Raw genomic sequence first — 24,405 nt, 5'->3', positions numbered from 1 at the left:
CCTTATTCATACATTTCCTAATTTTTCATTTAAAAAACATTCTTCCCCCCTACAAGTATTTCAACTATGTGATATTAGGATAGCATTTTCCCTTGATCACATAGACAAAAGAAGGTGTGAGATCTATATGACCTCACACCTATTTACTAATTTAAGGGGGTATAATCTACGTTCTTCGTATAATTATTACCTGCATTCCATAGGAGAAATTCATTAATACCATTTTCATTTAAGGCGCGGATTTGAGCTTCGACCTCTGCTTTTCCATACTGTTTCGTAGGGCCAGAGTATAGCCATGGCGCTTCAAAATCCTGCAGCCATGGACGGGAGGTTGGCTGATTTTCCAACGCGCCCAATACTTCATTCTCCACTTTAGCATATTCACTGACCAGACGGTAAGGTTCGGTATCCGGTTTGGAAATACCAAAATACGGCCCCCAGTGACTTGGATAAATCATAGAAGAGATGACGTCTACGTTAGATGATATTTTCGAAAAGTTTTGTCCGATATTCGGCGCTTCTGTAATGGTCGCGGCATAACCAAAAATATCGACGGAGACATCTACCCCATAGTACTCTAATTCTTTACTTGCGTATTCAACAAAGTCTGTGACGGCTTGCACGCGTTTTTGGACGTTATCCATATCCATATCGCCATATTTCCCTTGACCATATTCCAACACATCATCACGGCTTCCGAAGCCTTCAGGGAAGCGGACATAATCGTACTGAATTTCTTCAAAACCCATCTCTGCTGCTATCTTTGCAAGCTCTACGTTATATTCCCAAACTTCTTCCATAAATGGGTTAACAAACGCTTCACCTTTTCCATTTTTCCAAACTTGACCGTTCTTCGTGAACGATAAGTCTGGACGTTTTTCGGCTAACAAACTGTCCTTGAACACAACGACTCGAGCAATTGGGTAGATTCCTTTTTCCTCAAGCTCTTCTAACATAGCGCGCGGATCATCGATGAACCCTTCGGCAACGTCAGCATAAGGGGAACCCTCTTCGGGTTCAAACGTAATGTTTCCTTTGTCTTCCTTGATATCAATGACCATAGCATTCAGTTCTGTATCTTCAACAAGCTTCGTAAGTTCCGCCATTTTAGCTCCACCGGCGGAAGGACCTGTTACAAAAATACCTCGAACAGCATCCGGGTATTCAAAAGTTAGTCCGGAGTTATATGTAAATCTTGCGGCTGGACTAGGTACAGCTAATTCCTTTAAACCCATTCGCTTTTTTGTAAGCATCGCGACCTCTTTTGTTTCTCCTCCATCTTCAGCCTTTACGTTATGTAATGAACCCATCATCCCGAAAAGGAGAAATCCTGCGAAGACCATCATCCATAGTTGTCTTTTCCCCATTTGCATCCTACTCCTATCCTAATTCTTCTAATCTTAATTATAAAAGAGGAAAGCTGTTAATAACAGGTCTGTATGCTACTTTTTCATAAATTTTCCCTACAACACAACCTTTTTCCTACACACATAAAAAAAGGCTCTGTCATCTAGACAGAGCCTTTTCTACATTATTCAGCTGTACCGTGCTCACGTTGGTACTGCTCGAACTCTTTTGTCGTACAAAGAACAAAGTGACCGGGACGTACCTCCCGAAACTCTGGTTCTTCACTAGTGTCATGTTTTGAAGGGTCATAAGTGAACCTCTCACGAGAACGCTCATAATCCGGATCGGGTAATGGTATAGCAGATAATAGCGACTGTGTATACGGATGAATAGGGTGCTTGTACAATTCATCTGCATCTGCAAGTTCAACCATTTTACCGAAGTACATGACTCCGATTCGATCACTGATGTATTTGACCATCGACAAATCGTGGGCGATGAACAAATAAGTTAATCCTTTTTCCTCTTGAAGCTTTTTCAATAGGTTAACGACTTGTGCCTGAATGGAAACATCTAGAGCAGAAATCGGCTCATCCGCGATGATGAAACTTGGATCTACGGCAAGCGCACGAGCAATCCCAATACGCTGACGCTGTCCACCACTGAATTCATGCGGATACCGGTTGGCATGCTCTTTGTTCAAACCCACCGTTTCTAAAAGCTCGTGAACTTTGGCTTTACGCGCTTTGTCATCTTTCGCAAGTCCGTGGATATCCATTCCTTCTGCAATAATATCTTCAACCTTCATACGAGGGTTCAAAGATGCATAAGGATCCTGGAAGATCATTTGCATTTCACGGTTGAACTTTTTTAAATCTTCACGAGATTTTTTCCCATGAACGTTTTCTCCGTCAAAAATGACCTCTCCATCTGTCGCATCGTACAAACGGATGATGGTACGACCGGTTGTAGATTTCCCACAACCAGATTCGCCAACAAGTCCGAACGTTTCCCCTTTGTAGATGTTGAAATTCAAACCGTCAACGGCTTTAACTACACTATGACGTCCTGTTTTGAAATGCTGTTTTAAGTTTTTAATTTCGACTAGTTTTTCTTGACTCATACTCGTTCACCTTCCGAACTGCTGGATGAATTCGCCATGCCTTCCATACGCTTTTTCACCGCTGCTGGTGGTTCAACCTTTGGTGCATTTTCATGAAGCAACCATGTGGCTGCGTAATGCGTATCACTAACCTTAAACATTGGTGGCTCCTGCTCAAAGTCGATCTTCATTGCGTATTGGTTACGTGCAGCAAAAGCGTCTCCTTTTGGTGGGTCCAACAAATCTGGTGGTGTACCAGGAATGGCGAACAGCTCTTCATCTGCACTATCCAGTGAAGGCATGGAACCTAATAATCCCCATGTGTACGGATGTTGTGGGTTGTAGAAAATATCATCGACCGTACCAACTTCAACAATTTTACCCGCATACATAACCGCTACTCGATCAGCTACGTTTGCAACAACACCAAGGTCGTGCGTGATAAAAATCGTCGCTGAGTCAGTTTTCTTTTGAATATCCTTCATGAGTTCCAAAATTTGTGCTTGAATCGTTACATCCAAAGCAGTCGTTGGTTCATCAGCAATTAAAAGCTTAGGATTACATGCCAAGGCAATTGCAACAACGACACGCTGTCTCATACCGCCTGAGAATTGGTGAGGATACTGTTTAATACGGTTTTCAGCATCAGGAATACCTACAAGCTCCAACAATTCAATCACACGTTTTCGTGCTTGAGGCTTCGACATTTTTTGGTGTTTAACGAGACCTTCCATAATCTGATTTCCGACTTTCATCGTCGGGTTTAGAGACGTCATCGGATCCTGGAAGATCATAGAGATTTCTTTACCACGAATCTTTTGCATCTGTTTATCCGTCATCTTCGCAAGGTCACGACCTTCAAAAAGGATTTCCCCTTCTTTAATACGACCTGGCGGCTTAGGAATTAAATGCATAAGCGCCTTGGTTGTTACAGATTTACCAGACCCAGATTCTCCTACAATTGCAAGGGTCTCTCCTTTTTTTACATCAAAATTAACGCCACGTACAGCTTTGACTTCACCGCCGTAGGTGTCAAAGGACACGTGTAAGTTCTTAACATCTAGTAGCTTTTCCATATTGTACACCTACCTCCTATTCACGCATCTTCGGATCGAATGCATCACGAAGACCATCTGCTAAGACATTAAAGGCAATCATAATTAAGGATATAATAATCGCCGGGAACAATAAAATATGTGGATAAATTTGCAATGAATCGAAACCTGCATCGATGAGCGTACCTAGAGAGGCCATTGGAGTAGGAAGACCCAATCCGATGAAACTAAGGAATGCTTCAAAGAAGATTGCAGACGGAATCGAAAACATCGTGTTGATAATTATTAACCCTAATGTGTTGGGAATTAAGTGTTTCTGTAAAATTCGTGCATCTTTCGAACCTAATGTCCTGGATGCTAGTACGAATTCCTGGTTTTTCAACTTCAGTATTTGTCCGCGGACAATCCGAGCCATGGCTATCCACCCTGTTAAAGCGAGTGCGATTGTGATGGATATGATTCCTGGTTCTAAGATCAAGATCATCAAAATAATCAAAACCAAGTTCGGGATACCAACGAGAATTTCTATAAAACGCTGCATGTAGTTGTCTACACGTCCGCCATAATAAGCAGAGATACCACCATAAGCGACACCAATGACCATATCAATAGCTGCAGCTAGCAATGCGATATATAGAGAAACTCTGGTCCCCATCCACGTCCGGGACCACTGATCACGCCCAAGACCGTCTGTACCAAACCAAAAATTTTCATCCATGTCCTTGGCACCATACACGTCAAATGTAGCTCTTACTTCAGCTGGTTCGCCATTTTTACCATCATTTAATACTTCAGTTGTAATAAACTCTTCCTGGTTGTTAAAGCGCATTAAAGCTTTTGTTTGAGCTTGCTCAAGTGTATCTGCAGACTGAACATCACTCAGTGTACCATCCATACCTAACCATCCTAATCCTTCAACCTTAGGAGGCATTTTAGCACGTGATAGGTCTTGTTCGTACTGTCCATAATCGTTCATATAAGGGCCGAATGCGGCCATTAAAGCTAATACAATTAAAACGGCTAGTCCAATCATCGCTCCTACGTTTTTTCGCAGACGGATAAAGGAATCCTGCCAGAATGACAAGCTTGGCCGTGAAATCTTTTCTATTTCAGTTTCTTTCGTTTCAACGGGCACAAATAAATCTTTCGATGGTTTCTGGTTGTCCATAATTGATTACTCTCCTTCCGCCAGACGTATTCTAGGGTCAATGACTCCATAAAGCAAGTCGATGACCAGGATGATGAAAATGAACAGGAAAGCGATTAAAAGGGTTGTACCCATTATGATTGGGAAATCATTCATATTGATCGCTTTTACGAACTGTTCACCAATACCAGGTACAGCAAAAATGTTTTCAATAACTAGTGTACCTGTCATCAATCCTACAGCCAGCGGTCCTAACACTGTAATCAAAGGAATTAAAGCGTTTCTTAAACCGTGCTTAAATACAACACCGACTTTATTTACACCTTTTGCACGAGCGGTCACGATATAATCAGAGCCCATAACTTCTAGCATTTCAGTTCTCATGAAACGGGCAGCAATTGCAATTGGGAAGATGGCCAACGAGATGGTTGGTAGTATGGTATATTCCCAGCCTTCCCACAAGGCAACTGGTAACCAGCCAAATTTAGCTCCGATATAAAACTGTAATAAACCTGCAAATACAAACGATGGGATCGACTGTCCTAATACAGCCAAAAATGTAGAAGTATAGTCCAACACACCATTATGATAGATAGCTGATACTAAACCTAATAACATCCCCAGTATTGTTCCGATAATCATCGCTTGAAAGCCTAACTGCATCGACGGACCGATACGCTCCATGATAATCGTTGTCACTTCACGGTTATCGAACTGGAAGGAAATACCCAAGTCACCCTGAGCCAGGTTGACCATATAGTTAAAATACTGCACGGGAACTGGATCATTCAATCCATACTTTTCTAGAACTACCGCTTGTTGTTCATCTGATAATTTATCTGCAGCACTTAGGGGAGTACCTGGTAAAAACTTCATCAGAAAGAACGTTAAGGTAGCAATCAAAAACATCGTTATAACCATGTATATTAAGCGTTGGATAATATAACGAGTCATTTTAACACCTCCGAATGTGTAAACCTACAAACTATCTTCTCTTGTTGTAATTGACAGAAATTTGCCTAAAATCTGAATAATTTGATGGCAGGGAAAAAGAGAGCATACGCCAACACGTTGGACATATACTCTCTCCCCTGTAAAGCAAGCCTATATGTGGTTGGAATTGTTATTTCAATTATTTACCTTCGATATAAGCATACTTGTAAGTGAAATCAGGACCCATTGGTTGAGTGATTACACCTTTAACATAAGGCTTCCAAAGTCTAGCTGTTGCACGCTGATAAAGTGGAGCAAGAACAGCATCTTCTTGGATTAGAAGTTTTTCAGCTTCTAGGAAAGTCTCAAAACGCTGAACCGGCTCTTGAGCAAGCTCAGTATTCGCTTTTTCAATTAGACCATCGTAAGCTTCAGAAGCGTAACCAGTCTTGTTGTTTCCACCATCTGTCACGAACATGTTCAAGAACGTGTTCGGATCGATGTAGTCAGGACCCCAACCAGAGTTTTGGATGTCATATTCCATGTTTTCATCACGCTGAAGGCGCTCTTTGAAAGGTACGGATTGAACTTTGATAGACAAACCTTCAAGTTGCTCAAGCTGGTCCTTAAGGTAAGCATCCATGTTCATAGCTACTTCACTGTCGCCACCAAGGTAACCAAGTTCAACTGTGTCCATGCCAAGCTCTTCTTTAGCTGTAGCCCAAAGCTCTTGAGCTTGTTCAACATTTGTTTCAATTAGATCACCGTTAAGCTCACGGAAATCTTCTTCTGTTTCAGGGTGTTTCGCAAAGTTCTGTGGTACGTGACCAACAGATGCGATCGATCCGTTGTTCAAGATAACATCAACCATAGATTGACGATCGATGACCATTTGGATTGCTTTACGTGCGTTCACGTTACCCAATACTTCGTTTTCTTGGTTCATCTTCAAGTAGAACAATACAGGCTCTTCTTCGACTACGAAATCATCAGAAGTACGGTATTGGTCTACGAACTCTGCTGAAAGACCAGCACGATCAATTTCACCAGTGTCATAAAGGTTAACAGCTGTAGATGTTTCTTTAACAACGTTAACGTTGATTGTTTCAAGTTTTACATTTTCTGCATCCCAGTAATCCTGGTTCTTTTCAAGCGTCCAGCCTTCGCCGTGGTTCCACTCAGTTAGAACGAAAGGACCGTTGGAAAGAAGCGTGTCCGCTTCAAGAGCGTACTGATCACCCTGCTCTTCAACGAATGCCTGGTTCAACGGTAGGAAAGTACCGAAAGTTGTCAAGGATTCGAAGTAAGGAACTGGTTTTTCAAGCTCTACAACTAGTGTGTAGTCGCCATCAGCAGTAACACCTAGCTCTTCTACAGGAGCATCACCGTCAACGACAGCTTGTGCATTCTTGATTACGCCACCCATCATGTAAGGGCCGTACTCAGAACCTGTATCCGGGTTTACCGCACGTTGCCAAGCGTAAACGAAATCGTTCGCTGTGACAGAGTCGCCGTTTGACCAAACAGCGTCTTCACGAAGGTTGAACGTCCAAGTAAGGCCGTCTTCACTTACTTCGTGGTCTTTAGCAATTCCTGGTTCTGGCTGAGCGTTCTCACCAAGACGATAAAGACCGTCTGTTGTAGAACCCAACCATTGGAATGCTACTGCGTCAGTTGCTAGAGATGCATCCATTGTAGGGATCTCTGCACTGTCTGTAATGTTAAGTACTTGTTCACTGTCTCCTGTAGCTTCTCCATCCTCACCTGAAGAATCTCCAGTATCTGTTGTTTCCTCGGAGTCAGCACCGTCACCGGAATTAGACGTATCGTCTGATCCACCAGAACAAGCTGCGAGGAACATGCTAAGTACCAATACAAGTACTAGCATTAACCAATTTGTCTTTTTCATGATAGAAAATGACCTCCCCTAAAAATTTTCTAAAAATTTGTTGTGGCTTGTTGTCCACATATCGAATTATACAAGTTTTCTAACTATTTTGCATTACCTTTTTTTCCGCAAACGCTTGTGATTCCCACCATTATTACGTTTCAGTAACACAAAATAAGACTTAATACCTAGTTTATTTTACATTAATTTAGGTTCTAACTTATTATTTATAAGCTCATATGCATAAAAAAAGATATGGGATTTTCAAACATTGTTATTTATCACGGTCATACGTTAAAGCGTTTGAATAGGCTATTCAATATTTCACCAAAGCTGAATTTTCAGTTTATTTATGTTGTTAACAATACCTTCATACTTGATAAACATGATATAATATAGTTCGAGTTTGTTGGAAAGGTGGAAATGACGTGTCCATTATTAAAAATAAGTGGTTGATGTTTGGGATGAACATCGCAATCGTAACGATCCTGTTTATCTCTCTCGCCCCTGCTTACGATTTGTTTCATTATATCAACCAGCTCTTCTATATCGCTTACTTCTATGTCTTCATTGGTATAATCATGTGGGTCGTGCGTGGTGGATTCTTCGATGGAATTACTTACGGATTCAGACGGTTCTCGAACCGGATGTCCAGACAAAAAGATTATTTGGATGATTGGAAGGAGAAACCCCTCCCCTCTCAAACGGTCCACCAATCCTTGCCGAAGTTCTTCTTAATCCAAGGGACATTGTTAAGTATAAGTTTACTCGCTTTACTTTTCCTTTACTATTCAGCATAAAATCTTGCATACGATAAAGGAATCCGTTATAATACTGAATTACTAATATAGTGCGAAAAGCAATGAAGAAGGATGAGTACGTAAGATGGACCCTTTACAGAGAGGCTGTGGACGGTGAAAACAGCTGAGGACATCATACGGAATTGGGCCTTCCGAGCTTCAAATGACGTATATCGGCGTTAACGGTTCAAGACGACTTCTATTTTATTAGAAGTAATAAGGGTGGCACCGCGGATCATTCGTCCCTTCCATAAAGGAAGAGATGAATGATCTTTTTTTGTTCAATAATAAACGTTGAGGTGATAATGATGACGAAGACAATTTTTTCCGGCATTCAACCAAGTGGTACATTAACGCTTGGAAACTACATTGGAGCTATGAAACACTTTACAGACTTGCAAGATGATCATAACTGCTACTTTTGTATAGTCGATGAGCACGCGATTACCGTTCCGCAGGAGCGCTTAAAACTGAGGGAAAATATCCGTTCCCTGGCAGCTATCTATTTAGCTTCAGGAATTGACCCTGATAAAGCCACTCTTTTCATTCAATCCGAAGTCTCTGCACACACCCAGTTAGGCTGGATGCTACAATGTGTCAGCTACATCGGTGAACTAGAACGAATGACACAGTTTAAAGACAAATCTGCGGGCGGTAAAGAAGGTGTATCTTCCGGTCTTCTTACCTACCCCCCATTAATGGCAGCCGATATTCTCCTTTATAAAACGGATATTGTACCTGTTGGAGATGATCAAAAACAGCACCTGGAACTGACAAGGAACTTAGCTCAGAGATTCAACAATAAATTCAACGACATCTTCACCGTTCCTGAAGTAAGGATTCCTAAAGAAGGTGCACGCATTATGTCCCTTCAAGAGCCTACCAAAAAGATGAGCAAGTCAGATGAAAATCAAAAATCATTCATCTCCATGCTGGATGATGAAAAGAAAATCATGAAGAAAATTAAAAGTGCCGTCACCGATTCGGAAGGCGTTGTAAAATATGATAAAGAAAACAAACCGGGTGTCTCCAATCTGCTAACCATTGAATCAGCATGTTCGGGTGTTAGTATTGAAGAGTTAGAGCAAAAGTATGAAGGTAAAGGATACGGAGACTTCAAATTAGGCGTGGCAGAGGCAGTCATTGCTGTTCTGAAACCAATTCAAGAACGCTACGAAACATTGATTCATTCAGATGAACTGGACGATATATTAGATGCCGGCGCTGACAAAGCTTCTTTTGAGGCGAACAAAATGATCCGCAAAGCAAAAAAAGCAATGGGCCTCGGCCGAGTAAAAAAGAAGAAATAACAAAAAGCCAGAATTGAGTGATTTTCCTCAATTCTGGCTTTTCATATGTTGAGAGACCCCTTCGTTCTCTCCTTGCCATATGGTCTCAAAGAAAGGCTGTCCTTTCACCATCTTTTTGCAAAGTTCTTCATGAGCCTTTGACCATCCATTACAAGTCCCTTCATATAAACACTCCCAAGCTTCGTCGTTTGAGAATTGTTTGATCGTTGGGTATTGTGCAGGATTCCACTCCGTCAACCAATAGCGGATTTCTTCTGGGTGGTCGGATTGTTTCAACTGATCAAGAGCCATCATCAATAACTGCTTTAATTGCCGTTCTCTCCGCGTCAATCCAGACATTTTCGTTGGATTCAATGATAAAATATGATGTTCTTTCAGGATTCTTTCTTCTATTAAATAATGTTCAGGTTCTTTTCCTTGTACCATTTCAAATACGAGACGCTCTTGCCTGGGAATCAAACGGCTCTTTTTAACAGGAAGCGTGTATCCAATCGTATCAAATACAATGACATCTTTCCCGTTTGTTACAACCGCTGCATATTCGACCGTATGACGTTCTTGATTTTTCTTCATGTACGTTTTCCGGTGTACATCCTGAAGCAGCGATGCCGGCAGGTCTTGCAGATCATTTTCAATAAAATTGAATAATTCATCACTAACTAACACTAAAGGAATTTGATCAATCAGCTCAATTCCATCCTCTTTGCGCCATTCATGAAAACGACAGACGTTATACCCATTCTCTTCACCTTCAAACCAGTTCACCCACAGATCATGCATGTATAACATTTCGCACCCTCACTTTCACTCGGTGATCTCTTTTGGTTACATTATGACCAATGCTGGCTTTTTTATTCTTTCAATCCATTTTTTAGAAAATTAATCTTCCATTAAAAATAAGGCTGTTGTGATCAAAATCAAACCGATAGGAAAAAGATAGCACTCAACCCGAGTGCGAATCAGGATAAAAAATTCGATCCAACTCAACCCGGCAGGAACGAGATTCAAATACGTGATTGTTACCGTTCCTCCTGCGACAGCAAAACCGAAACCTGTCAAAAGCAGCATCCAGTACCACATAACATCATCTCCTCCTGCTCGTCCTCCTACTGCTATCTTATGAAAGCAAATGCCGTGTCATGCGGTGAATTGCCTTTAAATCCTAGTCTTTACTTCCCTGGAAAGAACAGGTACATTTAATAACATACAGAATGTAATAAGGAAGCAATATCAAGTGAGATAAGTTTGAAAGGATGATGACGTTGTCGCAGTCAAGGTCCTTGCGGAAACGCAACAGGAAAAGGCGAAAACGCAAGCTATTTATTGGAATGTACGCTCTTATCTTTATCCTATTGTTTGGTTACTCCGGGTACGAATACTTAGCTGGCAAACATCAAGCCCTGAACCAACAGGCTTCTGCCGCTGAGAGTATCACTCAAAAGGTAGAAACAGTGGAAAGTGTGTATAAAGAAGATTTCAAGGGAAGAGATAACGGGGACGGAAAGATGACCGTCCTGCTATTAGGGGTTGACCAGCGAGGGAAAGAGGTATCAAGGACCGACACGATCATGATTGCAGAATATGATCCCACATCGAAAAAAGCGAAAGTTGCTTCTTTAATGAGAGATCTTTACGTTGATATCCCCGGACACGGCTACAATAAGCTCAATGCTGCCTTCGCTTTAGGTGGACCAGAGCTTCTTCGTGAAACTATTGTGTTGAATTTAGGTATAGAAACAGAATATTACTCCATCGTTGACTTTCAAGGATTTACGCGAATCGTAGATACTTTATCACCAGATGGGATGCAAGTAAATATAGAGAAGAACATGCAATATCGCTCTGGAGATGGCACGACAGATATCCAGTTGCAAAAAGGGGCACAAACCTTAGACGGGAAAGAGCTTCTTGGTTATGTAAGATATCGAAGTGATGCCAGAGGGGATTTTGCTAGAGTAGAGAGGCAACAAAAGGTGATTCAATTAATGAAGGATGAACTCCTCTCTTTTCAAGGAGTTCTTAAAGCTCCACGTTTGATTGGGAACATTCAGCCCTATATCGATACAAACATTGGCGGAAGTAAGATGATCCAGACTGGAAAAGATCTTTTGCTTCATCCTGTTGAATCCATCGACATGATCAGCATCCCTACAACAGAGAACGTATGGGATGAACGAAAGCCTTATCCGATCGGCCTTGTGCTTAACCATGATGAGGAAACTACGAGACAAACATTGCAGCAATTTTTCGAGCAAGAATAAGAAAGCCCGGTGGTCTGGAGTCCCAGACACCGGGCTTTTTTTTACTCTTCGTACTTTTGGAAAATAAGACTAGCGTTATGACCACCGAACCCGAGTGAGTTACTCATTACGGTAGTGACGTCTTGTTTACGCGCCTCATTCGGAACATAATCAAGATCACATTCCGGATCAGGTGTTTCATAATTGATTGTTGGAGGCAGAATTCCTTCATTGATAGCTTTCAGAGAAATAACTGCTTCAACCGCACCGGCAGCACCTAGAAGGTGACCTGTCATGGATTTCGTTGATGAAATCGCAAATTTATGCGCATGGTCCTGGAAAACCGTCTTGGCTGCGTGTGTTTCAAATTTATCATTCAGCTCTGTCGATGTTCCGTGAGCGTTCAAGTAATCGATATCTTCCGGCTTCAACCCTGCATCATCAATCGCTTGTTGCATCGCTCGCGCCGCACCATCTCCTTCAGGGGCTGGAGAAGTGATATGGTAAGCATCTCCTGTAGAACCATATCCTTTCAACTCACCATAGATTTTCGCTCCACGTTTTTTCGCGGATTCCAGCGTTTCCATAATGAGAATACCTGCTCCTTCACCCATGACGAAACCATCGCGGTTTTTATCAAATGGACGGCTCGCTGTTTGTGGATCTTCATTCAGGGATAGGGCACGTGCAGAAGCAAACCCTGCGAATGACATTTTATTCATCGGGGCTTCTGTACCGCCGGCAATCATAATATCGGCATCTCCGCGTTGAATGACTTTGAAAGCATCACCAATTGAATTTGCACCAGAAGAACAAGCGGTAACAGTACAGGAGTTGATTCCCTTAGCACCGAGAGCAATGGAAACCTGACCAGCCGCCATGTCTGGAATCATCATAGGAATGAAAAACGGGCTGACACGGCGGTAGCCTTTTTTCTGGAACGTCTCAAATTGAGACTCATATGTTCCCATACCACCAATTCCAGAGCCTATCCATACACCTGTTCGATGAGCAATATCGTCTGTGATTTCAAGGTTTGCATCCTCTACAGCCATATGAGAAGCGACCATAGCGTATTGGACAAATGGGTCCATGCGACGCGCATCTTTACGATCCACATAATCAGAAGGATCAAAATCTTTTACTTCTGCTGCCACGTGGACCGGATAGTCTTCCTTATTGACTTTCGTGATCTCCCCGACTCCGGAGACACCATTTTTAATACTTTCCCACATTTCTTCTACTGTATTTCCAACAGGAGTAACTGCTCCCATTCCAGTAATAACTACACGATGTTTATCCATCATTCCATACCTCCTTGATTACTTCCCCCATCGAAGTGCAACGGCTCCCCAAGTGAGTCCGCCACCGAATCCGACAAGAACGACTAAATCATTATCTTTAATTTTACCTGCCTTCACGTCCTCTGACAAAGCAATCGGAATAGACGCTGAAGAAGTATTTCCATAACGCCTCACCTGCGTAGACATTTTTTCTTCAGGAATTCCTAAGCGTTGTCTGGCTGCTTCCATGATTCTTATGTTCGCCTGGTGTGGCACTAAATAATCAACATCCTGTTCACTCAAGCCGATTTTTTTAACCACATTAACCGAAGATTCCGGCATTTGTCTCACGGCGAATTTGAACACTTCACGACCATTCATGAACAACGTGTCTTCCGGAGTCTGATACAAATGTGGGCCACCTTGCCCATCCGAACCTAATTCAAAGGAGAGGATTCCCTTATCCTCACCAACGGGGCCGATGACTGCAGCACCTGCTCCATCACCAAAAAGGACACAAGTATTACGATCTGTCCAGTCAGTGATTTTAGAAAGTTTCTCAACTCCTACGACAAGAACATTCTTATACGCATTCGTTTCAATGAACTGTTTGGCTGTGATGACTCCATACATGAACCCGGCACAAGCTGCACTTACATCCATTGCAGCCACTTTATTCGCGCCCAATCGATGTTGAAGCATCGCTGCAACCGATGGAAAAGGCGTATCTGGCGTTACGGTAGCGACGAGAATCATATCCAGATCTTCTGCTTTCATATCCGCATCTTTTAAAGCTTCTTCTGCTGCACGGAAAGCTAAATCAGAAGTATCCATTTCGTCTGAAGCGATTCTTCTTTCTTCAATCCCCGTACGAGTGCGAATCCATTCGTCACTCGTATCCACTATTTTCTCTAAATCTTTATTCGTCAGCACTTTTTCCGGCGCATAGTGTCCAACGCCTAAGAATCCTGCGTTCATATATTCATCCCCTTAAAGGTAATATCTAATATCAATTCTTATGACTTGGTACTAATTTTAATTCATCTGGGTGGAATCTGCAAGTATTGCAAATGCCCCCTCAACTTGTACTTCTTTTTAACTTTGTTGCAGCTGCCTACAAAATATATAGGGAACCTTCATAAATTGTATCAGAGGGGGTGTGCTTGTAATGGGCAAAAGAAAGTCTTCCCCATTTGATAATTTTTGGGGATTCAGTCAGCAAGAAGAAAACGAAGAGGAGAAAGGATCGCAACCGAAACTTAATGACATTTTCCAGGAAGCTACGAAGACATGGAAGTCCGTTTCACCGATGATCAAACCCATGATTGATAAGTTTAAAAAATAGAATCTTCTTCATTATATGGATGGGGATAACTAGAAAATCGTGATATTCGATTGTATAGTAACACTCTGAAGACTTATTATTAGAGGTTCAGCCATGAAAAATGGGGGGCATTTTTAGGATGAACGATTTTCTGATATGAATGCATAAAAGACCTCTGAAGCTGTTTGTCTGCTTCAGAGGTCTTTTATGGGAGCTCTCCTGTTTCTTTATAATCTTTCACGACTTCTTCCATTTTGGTACGGAATTCTTCTGAAATACTCGGGCTGTAGTCACCCATTTCAATGGCACCTTCCTGAAAATCGAACGTCAGCATTTCTCCAGGTAAGTCATCATTCATATAACGCTCCATTGCTAGTTTGTATACTTCATCTACCTTTTGAACGGTACTCGTAAGCACCGTATTTTCAGCGACTGAAGATTGATCCTGTACATAACCGATCGCATAATTCCCATCGTTTTGTGCCTGTTCAATGACCGCGACATTAAAAACATCCCCTGCTGGATAAAATACATCCACACCCTCATCTCTCATCGATTTATAATACATGAGGGCCATCTCAGTATTTTCCCAGCTGTTGGTAAGTGAAATGTCCACCTCAGCCTCCGGGTTTTGATATATGACACCTTCATAGAACCCTTCCACTTCTGGCTGCCATTCAAAAACTCCAATGATCCCCACGCGGTCCGTTTTGGTCATTTCTCCTGCTACCATGCCTGCAAAAAACCCCATGGCCTGCGCATCAAAATTGAGACTCGTCACATTATCTGCAGAGAATTGTCCGTTGAAATAAACGAAATTCATCTCAGGATAAACCTCATGTAACTCTCTGAAATGATTGCCGTATAAGCTACTATGACCGAAGATGATGTCAATACCTTTTGCTGCAAACTCATCAATAGCCTTGGCTGTATGTTTATATGTGCGTATACCTTCTTTAAAGTAAATATCTACTCCATATTCCTCTTGGATTGCCTGCAACCCTTTGTATCCCTGCTGCCCCCATGCTTTGTCATGGATGGTCGTTTCTACAAGCATTCCGACCTTTATATCTTCTTTATACTCCGGAAGACCTTGACATGAGACAAGGAAAAATAAAAGAAAGAGGATCATGATGGACTGTAATTTCACATTCAAGCACTCCTAAGTACCTACTTATATCCTCTCCCTATTCTACATTTTTTTTATAACAAAAGTAAATGACCAACATGGAAAGCTCTACTTTTTGCGAAGCAGCTGTTCACACCTCCACAAAGCATCCACTCTTTCCTGGATGATCGTCTCCTTTTGTTCACGTGGTTCAAAGCTAAACGGTTGTGGATCAAGTAAACTCCCTAGAAATGCCTCCATAAAATCTCCTATATAGACGGCTCGGTGCTCAATGATCCATTGAACAAGCTCACCTTTCTCTTGCACTCCTGTCCCCCGGATATCCATCCATTCCCCATAAAGCAGCGGGAGTTTAATCCATTTCTTTTCCTTATCCACCTGACTGACCAGGATTCCGTCATCAACCAAGTCCACTTCCCATTCATCTTCGGATTGCTGGATGTGGTTCTCTTTATCCTTCCTTTGAAAAAAATGCTGAAAATTGCTGTTCCTCCCGACATACATATATAAGAGATCGCTCTTCGAATCCACAATGGGGTCTATACCAATGACTTCAATACCTTCTTGAAGAAGACATGAGGTCAAATGATACCCTATCCAATGAAAGCAAGGGTTAACGGTCACCATCATAGGCTATCCTCCTCTTCCTTGTCTTCCTACATATTATTCAATGGAAACATTATTCATGAAGCGATTTCATATTTCCTTTTTCTGTACTCTCTGATAAGATAAGAATAGATTGTGTAAAAAATGAGGTGAATAATGATGCGGATGATTTGGACAATCATTTGGGCTTTACTATTGAGCTTCATGTCCGCTTATGTGGTCAGCAATATGGCTGGGAGCAGCTTCGCTATCTCTCAAGTCATCATTATGACAATTCTTTTCACTCTAGCTGCAGTTGTTCTTGGGGAAGGAATTATCAAAGAAGAAGAAGCATAAGCCACACTCAAGCGTTGCTATCCTTCGGGAGGCAACGTTTTTTATTTGGAAAATGATGAAATCCTCCTCTAGTCACAAGGACGAGGTTCCTTTATAATCGTAGGGTGCGTGAACACTGTCACAATTGTTCTATCAACACAAACATAAAATATAGTTATAAAAAGGAATACAGGCAGGAGGAATACATAATATGGAACAACTATGGTTGATTCTAAAATACTTATTTTTGGGGATATTTCAAGGGTTTACTGAACCGATACCGATTTCATCCAGTGGTCACTTGGTCATTGCACAGGAATTATTAGGGATTAAACTTGAAGGACTGACGTTTGAGGTGCTTGTGAACTTTGGTTCGCTTGTAGCGGTTCTAATCATCTATCGGGAAGACCTCCTTCGACTCATTCAGAATGGTTTTGGATACTTATTTAATCGCAGCCAACGCAATCAACGCCAGAAAGATGATTTTGATTTTATTATCTATCTCATAATAGGAACCATACCCGCCGGGGTGTTGGGCGTTCTTTTAGGAGATGCTATCGAAAGCTTATCTACCGTTCAAACGGTAGGCATAACTCTGATCATTACAGGTATCGCCCTTTGGCTGATTCGTAACCTGAGAGGACGTAAAGGTGATGGTCAATTAACGTGGAAAGATGCCTTAATCGTTGGAATTGGACAAGCAGTCGCTCTCATTCCAGGAATTAGCCGTTCTGGTGCAACCATTGTTGCCGCCATGTTTTTAGGGATGAAACAAGAAACAGCTCTTCGTTTTTCCTTTTTACTTTTTATTCCTGTTAGCCTTGGTACCATGCTTCTATCGGTAGAAGAAGTCATTTACCATGCAAGTGAAGAAAACGCATGGTTTGCTTATATTATGGCCTTTGCAGGATCTGTTGTAGCTTCCTATTACTCCTTAAGATGGTTCATGGGAATTATGGCTCGCGGGAATTTGAAATACTTCGCGTTTTATTGTTTTATCGTCGGCGGACTGGTCGTTCTATTCTTATAAATGTAAAAAGCCAGTACAACCATTAATGGTTGTACTGGCTTTTTTGTAAAGGAAATACCGAATTAAATTATCCACCACTGACTGGAGGAATAAATGCAATCGTGTCTCCCTCTGCAATTGTTGTATTCTCAGGAGCAAATTCTTCATTAACAGCCATCATACAGCTGTTCAATTGGTCGAGGGAATATTCACTACGGACTTTTTCTTTCACTTCCCCCAGAGTCATCCCTGCTGCTGCTAGTTTTACTTCATCCGTTCCTATCGCTTCCTTCAAACCTGCAAAAAATAAGAGTGTATTCAATTGATTTCCTCCTTCCTTGGAATTCCTGGTCGAACCTCCCTTTGGTCTCCAAGCCACGCTTCCCCATCCTCCCAATGCTCTTTCTTCCAAATGGGGACAATCTCCTTAATTCTTTCGATTGCATAACGACTTGCTTCATACGAGTCGTTCCGGTGTGGAGTGGAGACAGCGATGATTACAGCAATATCTGAAATTTCAAGACGTCCAATACGGTGAACAATGACTACTTCTGCTTCCGGCCATCGCTGATCGATTTCTACGGCGATTTGTTCCAATTTCTTTTCTGCCATCTCTTTATATGTCTCATACTGTAAATATAGCGTCCGTTTACCTTTGGTGAATTCTCTCACTGTGCCGATGAACGTATTTACAGCACCTGCCCCTCTTCTGATTACCCGCTTTGTAACTTCTTCAATCTCAAGAGGTTCTGTCGTAATCCAACACCGTTGGTTCATCATGCCCCCTCCTTCGCTAAACGGTAGACTTCAGGTAAGCGCTTTCTCCACTCTCTAAGTGATATGGCAGGGAAAGATATTCGATCAATCATATGCTCCTCCCAGCAAATAACCAATACAATATTCGTAAGCTGGTCAAGCAACGGCAGATCTCCTTCCCTTTTGATGATCACAGCCTTAGGAAAGTGCTCCTGCTTGTATCCTTCCACAGCAATTAAATCTGGAGAAAAATTCCGGTATATGTTCACAAGTTGCGTGAGCGGAAAGCCATCTTCATGAGACAATTCAAGCTGAAATCTTCTAGGACTATCCACTCCTGTCAAAAAAGCTCCCGATTCATGCAGGCGATAACTATCTGTATCAAGGTGCATAACTTTCAGAGGTTCCTCATGACCGTGGTGCTTAATCGCAGCCACCTTTTCTCCACGGTCCGTTCCGTAGGCGATCAAATCTGAAAGCAATGATGTTTTTCCACTATTTTTATACCCGACAATCTGAAAAACCGGCGTTTCGGTCATTCGTCTTCCCTCCTTGGTAATCATTCGCACACGTTCAATAACAATGGGGCTTGGATGATGTGTACTGGACCGCGAACGGAACAGAAAAGACAACGCTCTTCGCCGGATCAATCTCCTTTTGTTATGTAAAAACCCCTACCGTCGTTCACACGGCAGGGGCATAGCTTCCATAAATTAATCTGGAATTCCAAGAGCTATCTTCGCATAACGGCTCATACGATCTTTAGTCCATGGTGGATTCCAAACGATGTTGACTTTTATTTCATTCAATTCAGGCAAGTCAGCAAGGGATCGTTTGACATCCTGTTCGATATGACCCGCAAGCGGGCAACCCATCGCCGTCAATGTCATCGTTACCGTTGTATCGCCATTGTCATCTATATCGACGCCATAGACTAAACCTAAGTTGACGATATCAATGCCGAGCTCAGGGTCAATGACATTCTCAAGGGCACCCATTGCATTTTCTTCAAGTGCAGTTGTACTCACATTAGTTCCCCCTTCACATTTCTTCAAACTCTATTATAAACAAAATTCCAAAGAGAATAAAATATTCCCTCTGGTTACAATACTAACTCCAACCAATTAATCATTTCGAGAACGGCAAATCGACTGACTTTATGGTCCCGGCCGACCTCTCGCAGAAAACGAATATTTTCAGGGTTTTTATATTGCTCGATGGCATCGTTATAAAAATCATAGGAATGTTCGAATGGAACAACCGGATCCGCATCGCCGTGCCAGAAAAACAGCGGACGACCATAAAGCTTATCCATTTGCTTAGAAAGGTCTATACCTTCAAGAGACCTGTAAAGCTCATCAAGATCCTCTTCATTTAGAGGTAGCGACATGCCGGTTTTTTCTGCGTCTTGTATGAGCTTTTTAGCAAACTCTACCGGTTTGGGTGAACCCATCATAACAGTAGATGCTTGAATCCAAGGATACATCGTCAAAGCAGCACTTGTTGTAATTCCACCCATAGATGTTCCGCCGACACCGACGCGACGATCTTTGATTAAGTCCTGTCGATCGAGTTCGTCTTTTATATCTTGAAGCTCTTTCAGATTTTGATACACGATGTCCCAAAACTTGAAGTTGAGTTCCTGTTTCTGCAGTTCCTCATCTCGTTCTCCATGATAAGCACTATCAGGAAGGATGACGCGATATCCCTTTTGAGCAAGCAGGAAAGCTTGAGGTAAATTATGCTCTTTTGCGGAAGTAAACCCATGAAAGTAGATGAACACGGGTAAGGGCTGGTCTTGTTTCGTTGAATCTACTACAGTTAAAACAGGTACATTTTTGTAAGTATTACGGTAAATCCCAATCATTGTTCCTATTTCCTTTCTGCAAAAACTTTACGTTTCATTTAAGGTGAGTTTATAAATGGTTTATATAATATGTATCGTAACACTGCCATCTTTAATTGGAAAGTGTTAGGTTAACACATGGGAAATTCTTTACAATCCACCTTCCTTCCCGCTAAACTATACATACAAATGAGGTGAAGATTATGGAACAACATTTGATTGCTCTAGATTTAGATGGAACATTATTAACTGATGATAAAGTCATCAGTGAAAAAACAAAAGACACTGTCCTTAAAGCTATGAAGCAAGGTCACATCGTAGTTATAGCCACAGGCAGACCTCACAGGGCAAGTATCGATTATTATCATGAGCTCGGCCTGGAAACACCCATGGTCAATTTCAATGGGGCATTGATTCACCACCCGAAAGACCATCGTTGGGATGCCATTCACTCTCCTTTAGGTATCCGTACAGCTCATAAAATCATTCACACCTGTCAGGAACTGGGTGTCAAAAACATTCTGGCAGAAGTAAAAGATAAAGTGTATTTGGATCAATACGATGAAGAAATCATGAGTATTTTCCAAACGAAAAACGATCCCATCACTGTCGGCCGCCTTCAATCGAACTTGAAGGAAGACCCGACATCCATCCTCATCCATCCTGAAGAAGAAAAGATCCAGAGGCTCCGGGATGAACTGGACGATCACGCATCGCTTATTGACCATCGTAAATGGGGCGCGCCGTGGCATGTTATTGAAATCGTACGTGCTGGCATGAACAAAGCCGTCGGTTTAGATAAGATTGCCCGATACTTCCACATCCCGAACGAAAGGATCATTGCCTTTGGAGACGAAGACAATGATTTTGAGATGATTGATTATGCCGGTGTGGGCGTAGCGATGGGAAATGCCATCAATGAATTGAAGGACCTTGCCAACCACGTCACCCATACGAATGAAGAAGATGGAATCGGCGCATTCCTTGATGACTATTTAAAAATAAACAAGCGGGCGATCTAAGGTACATTTTTCCTCGGGTAAAAAACGGCCCTCCTGCCATACTAAGCTTGAACGTGAAAGCGTTCAGGCTTTTTTATGACAGGAGGGTCTTGTCATGGAGCAGCAAAAGAAAACCAATCGTAAACAGGATCGCTGGACAGAGGTTCGAAAATTCGACGAGAGCGAGATGGAGCCCAAAAGGCTTTCAGAAGCGAATCGTAAAGAAATTGAATCCGACCAGCATACGGTAGGAGGGTTTTAACCATGGAGAAAAACCTTTTTCAAAACGCGCGCGAAGCGGTAAACCGTTTCACTCAAAAGCGTGGGGGCAAACACGACGCGACTAGCCAACATGATATGGAAGCCGCGAAACAAGCCATTCAGTCTGCCTATAGCCAATGTTCTCAAGAGGAGAAACAACAGCTACAGCAGTTTGAACAAGAAGTGGAAGCTCACCACAACAACTTACGATAAACATCGTAGAGGATCAGGCCGTCACCAAACGGCCTGATCCTTTTTCAATTACAGCTCCCTTTAGCGGAAGACTCAGTTTCGAGATGTTCCCGGGCTTCGTTTGCCGTGTTAGGTGTTAGGGGTGGTTGGGAAGCAACTCGCTTTCCTGCGGGGATGACGGCAAGCCTCCTCGGACTTCGTCCTGTGGGGTCTCGCCAGCCAATCCATTCCCGCGGGAGTCTCGCAGCTTCCCAACCACCCCTTTCATAGTAAGGAGAAACGAACCCCTATACCTAGAGGAAGTGTCTCCCATTCCCCCCTCCTAAGGCAGGCATAAAGCGTTCTGTATCAGGCTAATAAATTCTTAATGCCTGCTGTGGAGAGGTTATATAATTCACTTTCCTCAGTCATTCAAGCTGATTGTTCCAGAAGTGATTTCGAGAATCTTCCATGGCAAAGGGGCGGAGGGGAATGGCGAGACTCCTGCGGGAAAAAAGCGCAGGGTGAGACCCCACAGGACGCAGTCCGAGGAGGCTCACCGCGCTCCCGCGGAAAGCGAGCTATTCCCCGCACCCCCGATCCACAGCACAAAAGTCTCTAAATCAAGTCTTATAGAAACCTGCCATTTTGTTGAAAAACTATAAGTAATATGAAGTGTTTTCATTCGAGTGTGGTTTTGGAAGTTATAAACTGGTCTTTTCGGGTATATAATGAGTACCCCCTAATGATTTTCTAAATACATCGAAGCGCCCGATTGAGTGCTCAATCGGGCGCTTCGGTGTATTTATGGACAAATTTCTTCTAGACTTTTGACTACTTGAAGATTTGGATCCTCAAACTCTACATCCGTCGGCTGAACATAAACAGCTTTCATCCCCATATTCAACGCAGGAGCGATTTCATTTAGAAAATTATCACCTATCGAGACCACACCTTCAGGGGCTAAATTGTAACGATCCAATATAGACTGGAAGTGTTCTTCTGTTTTTTGGGGTTTGGATGCTGCAGGAATATGATCATGGAATAAATCCAATAGTTCGATTCTATTCAATATATTCTCTACATCATAATCCTCACTGTTCGTTAGGAGAACAAGAAGCTTCTCCTCTTTCCAACTTTCAAGTGCTGTCTTCAACCCTCTTGTTTTACTCATGAGAAACTCCTCTGTTGCCATGAAATCCTTCGTCTTCACATAGCATGTATGGGCTTCGTCCCTTGTAACTCCATAGTGCATAGCAACAGCAAAAGGTAACCACCATCCATCCCCGATAGCTATGAGCTTTTCAAAATCGTATTGTAGCGGATCTGGGTACTCCTTTTTCACCTCTTCTCTTCCCCATAAGTCCCCATTCCATGAGGTGACTTTTTCCACAAGATTCGTGAATGGATTTACAGACACTATGGTATCGCGGTCCAGATCATAAACTTTCCCGATGGATAGTACATGTTTCCCATTTAATATAGCCTTATATTCTTCATCAAAATTTTGTTTATAATCATGACCCACCCGTTCTCTTAACAGGTCCGCATAATATTGAAAATGTTCGACATCCTCATATAATGTTCCATCAAGGTCAAAAATTAAACACTCCGCTTTTTCAATCACGTGCCTCGCCCCTTTCACTTACTTGTCATTATTGTAAATCCATGTAAATCAAGTTTGCGAATATTGTTAACAATTGTAATGGTCTGGTTAATCGTATTGTTTTCCATTCAAAGATTTTTAATAATGAACATGTCCTACAAAAATACTATTCATTGAAAAGGGGTCGAGAACGTATGAAGAAATTCCTATCTGTTCTTTTTCTTATGAGCATGCTTTTTATTTTAGCAGCTTGTGGATCTGAAGAAGGAGACGCTGCAGAGACAAGTGGCGAAAAAAGTGACGAAACAACAGAAGAATCGAAAGAAGAGACTAAAGATACACCAGAGAAATTGGTCATGGGTTTCGTACCTTCCCAGGACTCTGACAAAATCGCAGACACGGTTCAACCTCTTGCTGACAAGTTATCAGAAGAAATCGGTATTCCTGTAGAAGGAAAAGTGATGAACAACTATTCCGCTGTCATCGAAGGTATGGGTAGTGGTCAAATACATATCGGTTTTCTTCCAGCATTCGCTTATGTTCTTGCTGAAGAGAAATATGACATTGAAGTCCAAATGAAATCTGAAAGATATGGCAGTGATCAATATCGTGCACAATATGTAGTGAAAAAAGATTCAGGAATTGAGTCCCTTGCAGACTTGGAAGGGAAAGTATGGGCAGTTCCTGATGTTACATCAACTTCAGGATTCCTTTTCCCAGCGAACGAAATCATGGAGAAATTCGATGTGAAAGATGTACAACAGGAATTCTTCTCTCAAACCATTTCAGCAGGTGGTCACGATAACGCCATCGTTGCACTCCTTGACGGTAACGCAGATGTGGCTACTACATTCGAAGATGCTCGCGGTAACCTTGAAGAAGAATATCCAAATGTTATGGAAGATACCAAAATCTTAGGTTATACCGAGTGGATTCCAAACGATACCATTTCCGTCATTCCTTCACTGAGCGATGAGTTGAAAAAGGATATCCAGGAAACTTTCCTTTCTTTCAATGATGATGAAGAAATGATCAAAGTAATGAACGAAGTTTACAGCTGGGACGCGATTGTAAAAGCTGAGAGTGAAGACTATGAAATCGTACGCGACACTTATGATAAGTTCAAAGATTCCATCAATGTAGATGACATGTAAGATTATCGAATGAAAAGCAAGATATTTCATGAATAACAAATGATTATCCCCTAATAATCATATAAGAAAAAAGAAAGGGAGAATTCATTTTCTCCCTTTTTCTATTGCTTAAGGAGTGAATA

28 protein-coding genes and 1 other annotated feature are annotated in these 24,405 nt (G+C 42.0%); of the genes, 10 read left to right on the top strand and 18 right to left on the bottom strand.

Annotated elements, in window-relative coordinates:
- Positions 1-146 precede the first annotated feature (146 nt).
- From ACXACN_RS01250 to ACXACN_RS01225, 6 genes are all read right to left on the bottom strand, one after another.
- The gene (locus tag ACXACN_RS01250; RefSeq protein WP_474961661.1) at positions 147-1,367 is read right to left on the bottom strand and encodes a putative glycoside hydrolase; all 1,221 of its coding nucleotides are present in this window, start codon (positions 1,365-1,367) and stop codon (positions 147-149) included.
- Between the two features lie 164 nt (positions 1,368-1,531).
- Positions 1,532-2,470, bottom strand: coding sequence for an ABC transporter ATP-binding protein (locus ACXACN_RS01245; RefSeq protein ID WP_474961660.1), 939 nt, complete (start codon positions 2,468-2,470; stop codon positions 1,532-1,534).
- Positions 2,467-3,525: an ABC transporter ATP-binding protein gene (locus ACXACN_RS01240; RefSeq protein WP_474961658.1), complete on the bottom strand. Its 1,059-nt coding sequence runs from the start codon at positions 3,523-3,525 to the stop codon at positions 2,467-2,469. The genes ACXACN_RS01245 and ACXACN_RS01240 overlap by 4 nt, the downstream gene beginning before the upstream one ends.
- Before the next feature lie 16 nt (positions 3,526-3,541).
- On the bottom strand, positions 3,542-4,672 hold the full coding sequence (gene opp3C / locus ACXACN_RS01235) for an oligopeptide ABC transporter permease (RefSeq protein ID WP_474961656.1): 1,131 nt from the start codon (positions 4,670-4,672) through the stop codon (positions 3,542-3,544).
- A gap of 6 nt (positions 4,673-4,678) precedes the next feature.
- Complete coding sequence (opp3b, locus tag ACXACN_RS01230; protein ID WP_474961655.1) at positions 4,679-5,605, bottom strand: oligopeptide ABC transporter permease; 927 nt, start codon at positions 5,603-5,605, stop codon at positions 4,679-4,681.
- A 178-nt stretch (positions 5,606-5,783) separates the two neighbouring features.
- Entirely contained in the window at positions 5,784-7,493 is a 1,710-nt protein-coding gene (locus tag ACXACN_RS01225) for a peptide ABC transporter substrate-binding protein (RefSeq protein ID WP_474961654.1), read from the bottom strand.
- A 407-nt stretch (positions 7,494-7,900) separates the two neighbouring features.
- Between ACXACN_RS01225 and ACXACN_RS01220 the strand changes: the two genes are divergently transcribed.
- Positions 7,901-8,272, top strand: a complete 372-nt coding sequence (locus tag ACXACN_RS01220; protein ID WP_474961652.1) for a DUF3899 domain-containing protein — start codon at positions 7,901-7,903, stop codon at positions 8,270-8,272.
- A gap of 53 nt (positions 8,273-8,325) precedes the next feature.
- Positions 8,326-8,522, top strand: a binding site (T-box leader).
- A 58-nt stretch (positions 8,523-8,580) separates the two neighbouring features.
- Complete coding sequence (gene trpS, locus ACXACN_RS01215) at positions 8,581-9,582, top strand: tryptophan--tRNA ligase (protein ID WP_474961650.1); 1,002 nt, start codon at positions 8,581-8,583, stop codon at positions 9,580-9,582.
- A 27-nt stretch (positions 9,583-9,609) separates the two neighbouring features.
- Here trpS and ACXACN_RS01210 read toward each other — a convergent pair whose 3' ends face one another.
- Together ACXACN_RS01210 and ACXACN_RS01205 are read right to left on the bottom strand one after the other, a co-directional pair.
- Complete coding sequence (locus ACXACN_RS01210) at positions 9,610-10,371, bottom strand: DUF3603 family protein (protein WP_474961649.1); 762 nt, start codon at positions 10,369-10,371, stop codon at positions 9,610-9,612.
- Between the two features lie 90 nt (positions 10,372-10,461).
- Positions 10,462-10,662 (bottom strand): YuzI family membrane protein, encoded by a 201-nt coding sequence (locus ACXACN_RS01205; protein ID WP_474961648.1) that lies wholly within the window; start codon positions 10,660-10,662, stop codon positions 10,462-10,464.
- A 182-nt stretch (positions 10,663-10,844) separates the two neighbouring features.
- Between ACXACN_RS01205 and ACXACN_RS01200 the strand changes: the two genes are divergently transcribed.
- Positions 10,845-11,843, top strand: coding sequence for an LCP family protein (locus tag ACXACN_RS01200; RefSeq protein WP_474961646.1), 999 nt, complete (start codon positions 10,845-10,847; stop codon positions 11,841-11,843).
- Positions 11,844-11,884: 41 nt separating this feature from the next.
- Here the strand turns inward: ACXACN_RS01200 and fabF are convergent, their stop codons facing one another.
- Together fabF and ACXACN_RS01190 are read right to left on the bottom strand one after the other, a co-directional pair.
- Complete coding sequence (gene fabF / locus ACXACN_RS01195; RefSeq protein ID WP_474966777.1) at positions 11,885-13,126, bottom strand: beta-ketoacyl-ACP synthase II; 1,242 nt, start codon at positions 13,124-13,126, stop codon at positions 11,885-11,887.
- An 18-nt stretch (positions 13,127-13,144) separates the two neighbouring features.
- On the bottom strand, positions 13,145-14,083 hold the full coding sequence (locus tag ACXACN_RS01190; RefSeq protein WP_474961645.1) for a beta-ketoacyl-ACP synthase III: 939 nt from the start codon (positions 14,081-14,083) through the stop codon (positions 13,145-13,147).
- Between the two features lie 190 nt (positions 14,084-14,273).
- Between ACXACN_RS01190 and ACXACN_RS01185 the strand changes: the two genes are divergently transcribed.
- Positions 14,274-14,450: a hypothetical protein gene (locus tag ACXACN_RS01185; protein ID WP_474961644.1), complete on the top strand. Its 177-nt coding sequence runs from the start codon at positions 14,274-14,276 to the stop codon at positions 14,448-14,450.
- A 184-nt stretch (positions 14,451-14,634) separates the two neighbouring features.
- Here the strand turns inward: ACXACN_RS01185 and ACXACN_RS01180 are convergent, their stop codons facing one another.
- Positions 14,635-15,579 (bottom strand): BMP family ABC transporter substrate-binding protein, encoded by a 945-nt coding sequence (locus ACXACN_RS01180; protein ID WP_474961643.1) that lies wholly within the window; start codon positions 15,577-15,579, stop codon positions 14,635-14,637.
- An 87-nt stretch (positions 15,580-15,666) separates the two neighbouring features.
- Positions 15,667-16,188 carry a hypothetical protein gene (locus ACXACN_RS01175; RefSeq protein ID WP_474961641.1) on the bottom strand — a complete coding sequence of 174 codons (522 nt, stop codon included), beginning with the start codon at positions 16,186-16,188 and terminating at the stop codon, positions 15,667-15,669.
- Between the two features lie 132 nt (positions 16,189-16,320).
- On the opposite strand from ACXACN_RS01175, the gene ACXACN_RS01170 reads away from it, so the two are divergent.
- Both ACXACN_RS01170 and ACXACN_RS01165 read left to right on the top strand, forming a co-directional pair.
- Positions 16,321-16,500, top strand: a complete 180-nt coding sequence (locus ACXACN_RS01170) for a DUF2929 family protein (RefSeq protein WP_474961640.1) — start codon at positions 16,321-16,323, stop codon at positions 16,498-16,500.
- Between the two features lie 190 nt (positions 16,501-16,690).
- Positions 16,691-17,509: an undecaprenyl-diphosphate phosphatase gene (locus tag ACXACN_RS01165; protein WP_474961639.1), complete on the top strand. Its 819-nt coding sequence runs from the start codon at positions 16,691-16,693 to the stop codon at positions 17,507-17,509.
- A 67-nt stretch (positions 17,510-17,576) separates the two neighbouring features.
- Here the strand turns inward: ACXACN_RS01165 and moaD are convergent, their stop codons facing one another.
- The 5 genes from moaD to ACXACN_RS01140 form a co-directional block, all read right to left on the bottom strand.
- Complete coding sequence (gene moaD, locus ACXACN_RS01160) at positions 17,577-17,810, bottom strand: molybdopterin converting factor subunit 1 (protein ID WP_474961637.1); 234 nt, start codon at positions 17,808-17,810, stop codon at positions 17,577-17,579.
- On the bottom strand, positions 17,807-18,268 hold the full coding sequence (locus tag ACXACN_RS01155) for a molybdenum cofactor biosynthesis protein MoaE (protein WP_474961636.1): 462 nt from the start codon (positions 18,266-18,268) through the stop codon (positions 17,807-17,809). The genes moaD and ACXACN_RS01155 overlap by 4 nt, the downstream gene beginning before the upstream one ends.
- Positions 18,265-18,783, bottom strand: a complete 519-nt coding sequence (gene mobB, locus ACXACN_RS01150) for a molybdopterin-guanine dinucleotide biosynthesis protein B (protein ID WP_474961634.1) — start codon at positions 18,781-18,783, stop codon at positions 18,265-18,267. Before mobB ends, ACXACN_RS01155 begins: the two co-directional genes overlap by 4 nt.
- Positions 18,784-18,957: 174 nt before the next feature.
- Positions 18,958-19,242 carry a metal-sulfur cluster assembly factor gene (locus ACXACN_RS01145; protein ID WP_089654274.1) on the bottom strand — a complete coding sequence of 95 codons (285 nt, stop codon included), beginning with the start codon at positions 19,240-19,242 and terminating at the stop codon, positions 18,958-18,960.
- A 104-nt stretch (positions 19,243-19,346) separates the two neighbouring features.
- A complete protein-coding gene (locus ACXACN_RS01140) occupies positions 19,347-20,111 on the bottom strand; it encodes an alpha/beta fold hydrolase (RefSeq protein WP_474961633.1) in 765 nt (254 codons plus the stop codon).
- Between the two features lie 182 nt (positions 20,112-20,293).
- Here ACXACN_RS01140 and ACXACN_RS01135 point away from each other — a divergent pair, with 182 nt between their 5' ends.
- The 3 genes from ACXACN_RS01135 (at position 20,294) to ACXACN_RS01125 (ending at position 21,565) form a co-directional block, all read left to right on the top strand.
- Positions 20,294-21,112, top strand: coding sequence for a Cof-type HAD-IIB family hydrolase (locus tag ACXACN_RS01135; RefSeq protein ID WP_474961631.1), 819 nt, complete (start codon positions 20,294-20,296; stop codon positions 21,110-21,112).
- Positions 21,113-21,206: 94 nt separating this feature from the next.
- Complete coding sequence (locus ACXACN_RS01130; RefSeq protein ID WP_220583813.1) at positions 21,207-21,353, top strand: hypothetical protein; 147 nt, start codon at positions 21,207-21,209, stop codon at positions 21,351-21,353.
- A 2-nt stretch (positions 21,354-21,355) separates the two neighbouring features.
- The gene (locus tag ACXACN_RS01125; RefSeq protein ID WP_474961630.1) at positions 21,356-21,565 is read left to right on the top strand and encodes a DUF3813 domain-containing protein; all 210 of its coding nucleotides are present in this window, start codon (positions 21,356-21,358) and stop codon (positions 21,563-21,565) included.
- A gap of 763 nt (positions 21,566-22,328) precedes the next feature.
- On the opposite strand, the gene ACXACN_RS01120 is transcribed toward ACXACN_RS01125, so the two are convergent.
- Complete coding sequence (locus ACXACN_RS01120) at positions 22,329-23,150, bottom strand: HAD family hydrolase (protein WP_474961629.1); 822 nt, start codon at positions 23,148-23,150, stop codon at positions 22,329-22,331.
- Positions 23,151-23,323: 173 nt separating this feature from the next.
- On the opposite strand from ACXACN_RS01120, the gene phnD reads away from it, so the two are divergent.
- Positions 23,324-24,283, top strand: coding sequence for a phosphate/phosphite/phosphonate ABC transporter substrate-binding protein (gene phnD / locus ACXACN_RS01115; protein ID WP_474961627.1), 960 nt, complete (start codon positions 23,324-23,326; stop codon positions 24,281-24,283).
- Positions 24,284-24,405 lie beyond the last annotated feature (122 nt).

Source organism: Halobacillus sp. AWM4_238 (assembly GCF_056158265.1).
This window is presented reverse-complemented; position numbering and strand designations above follow the sequence as displayed.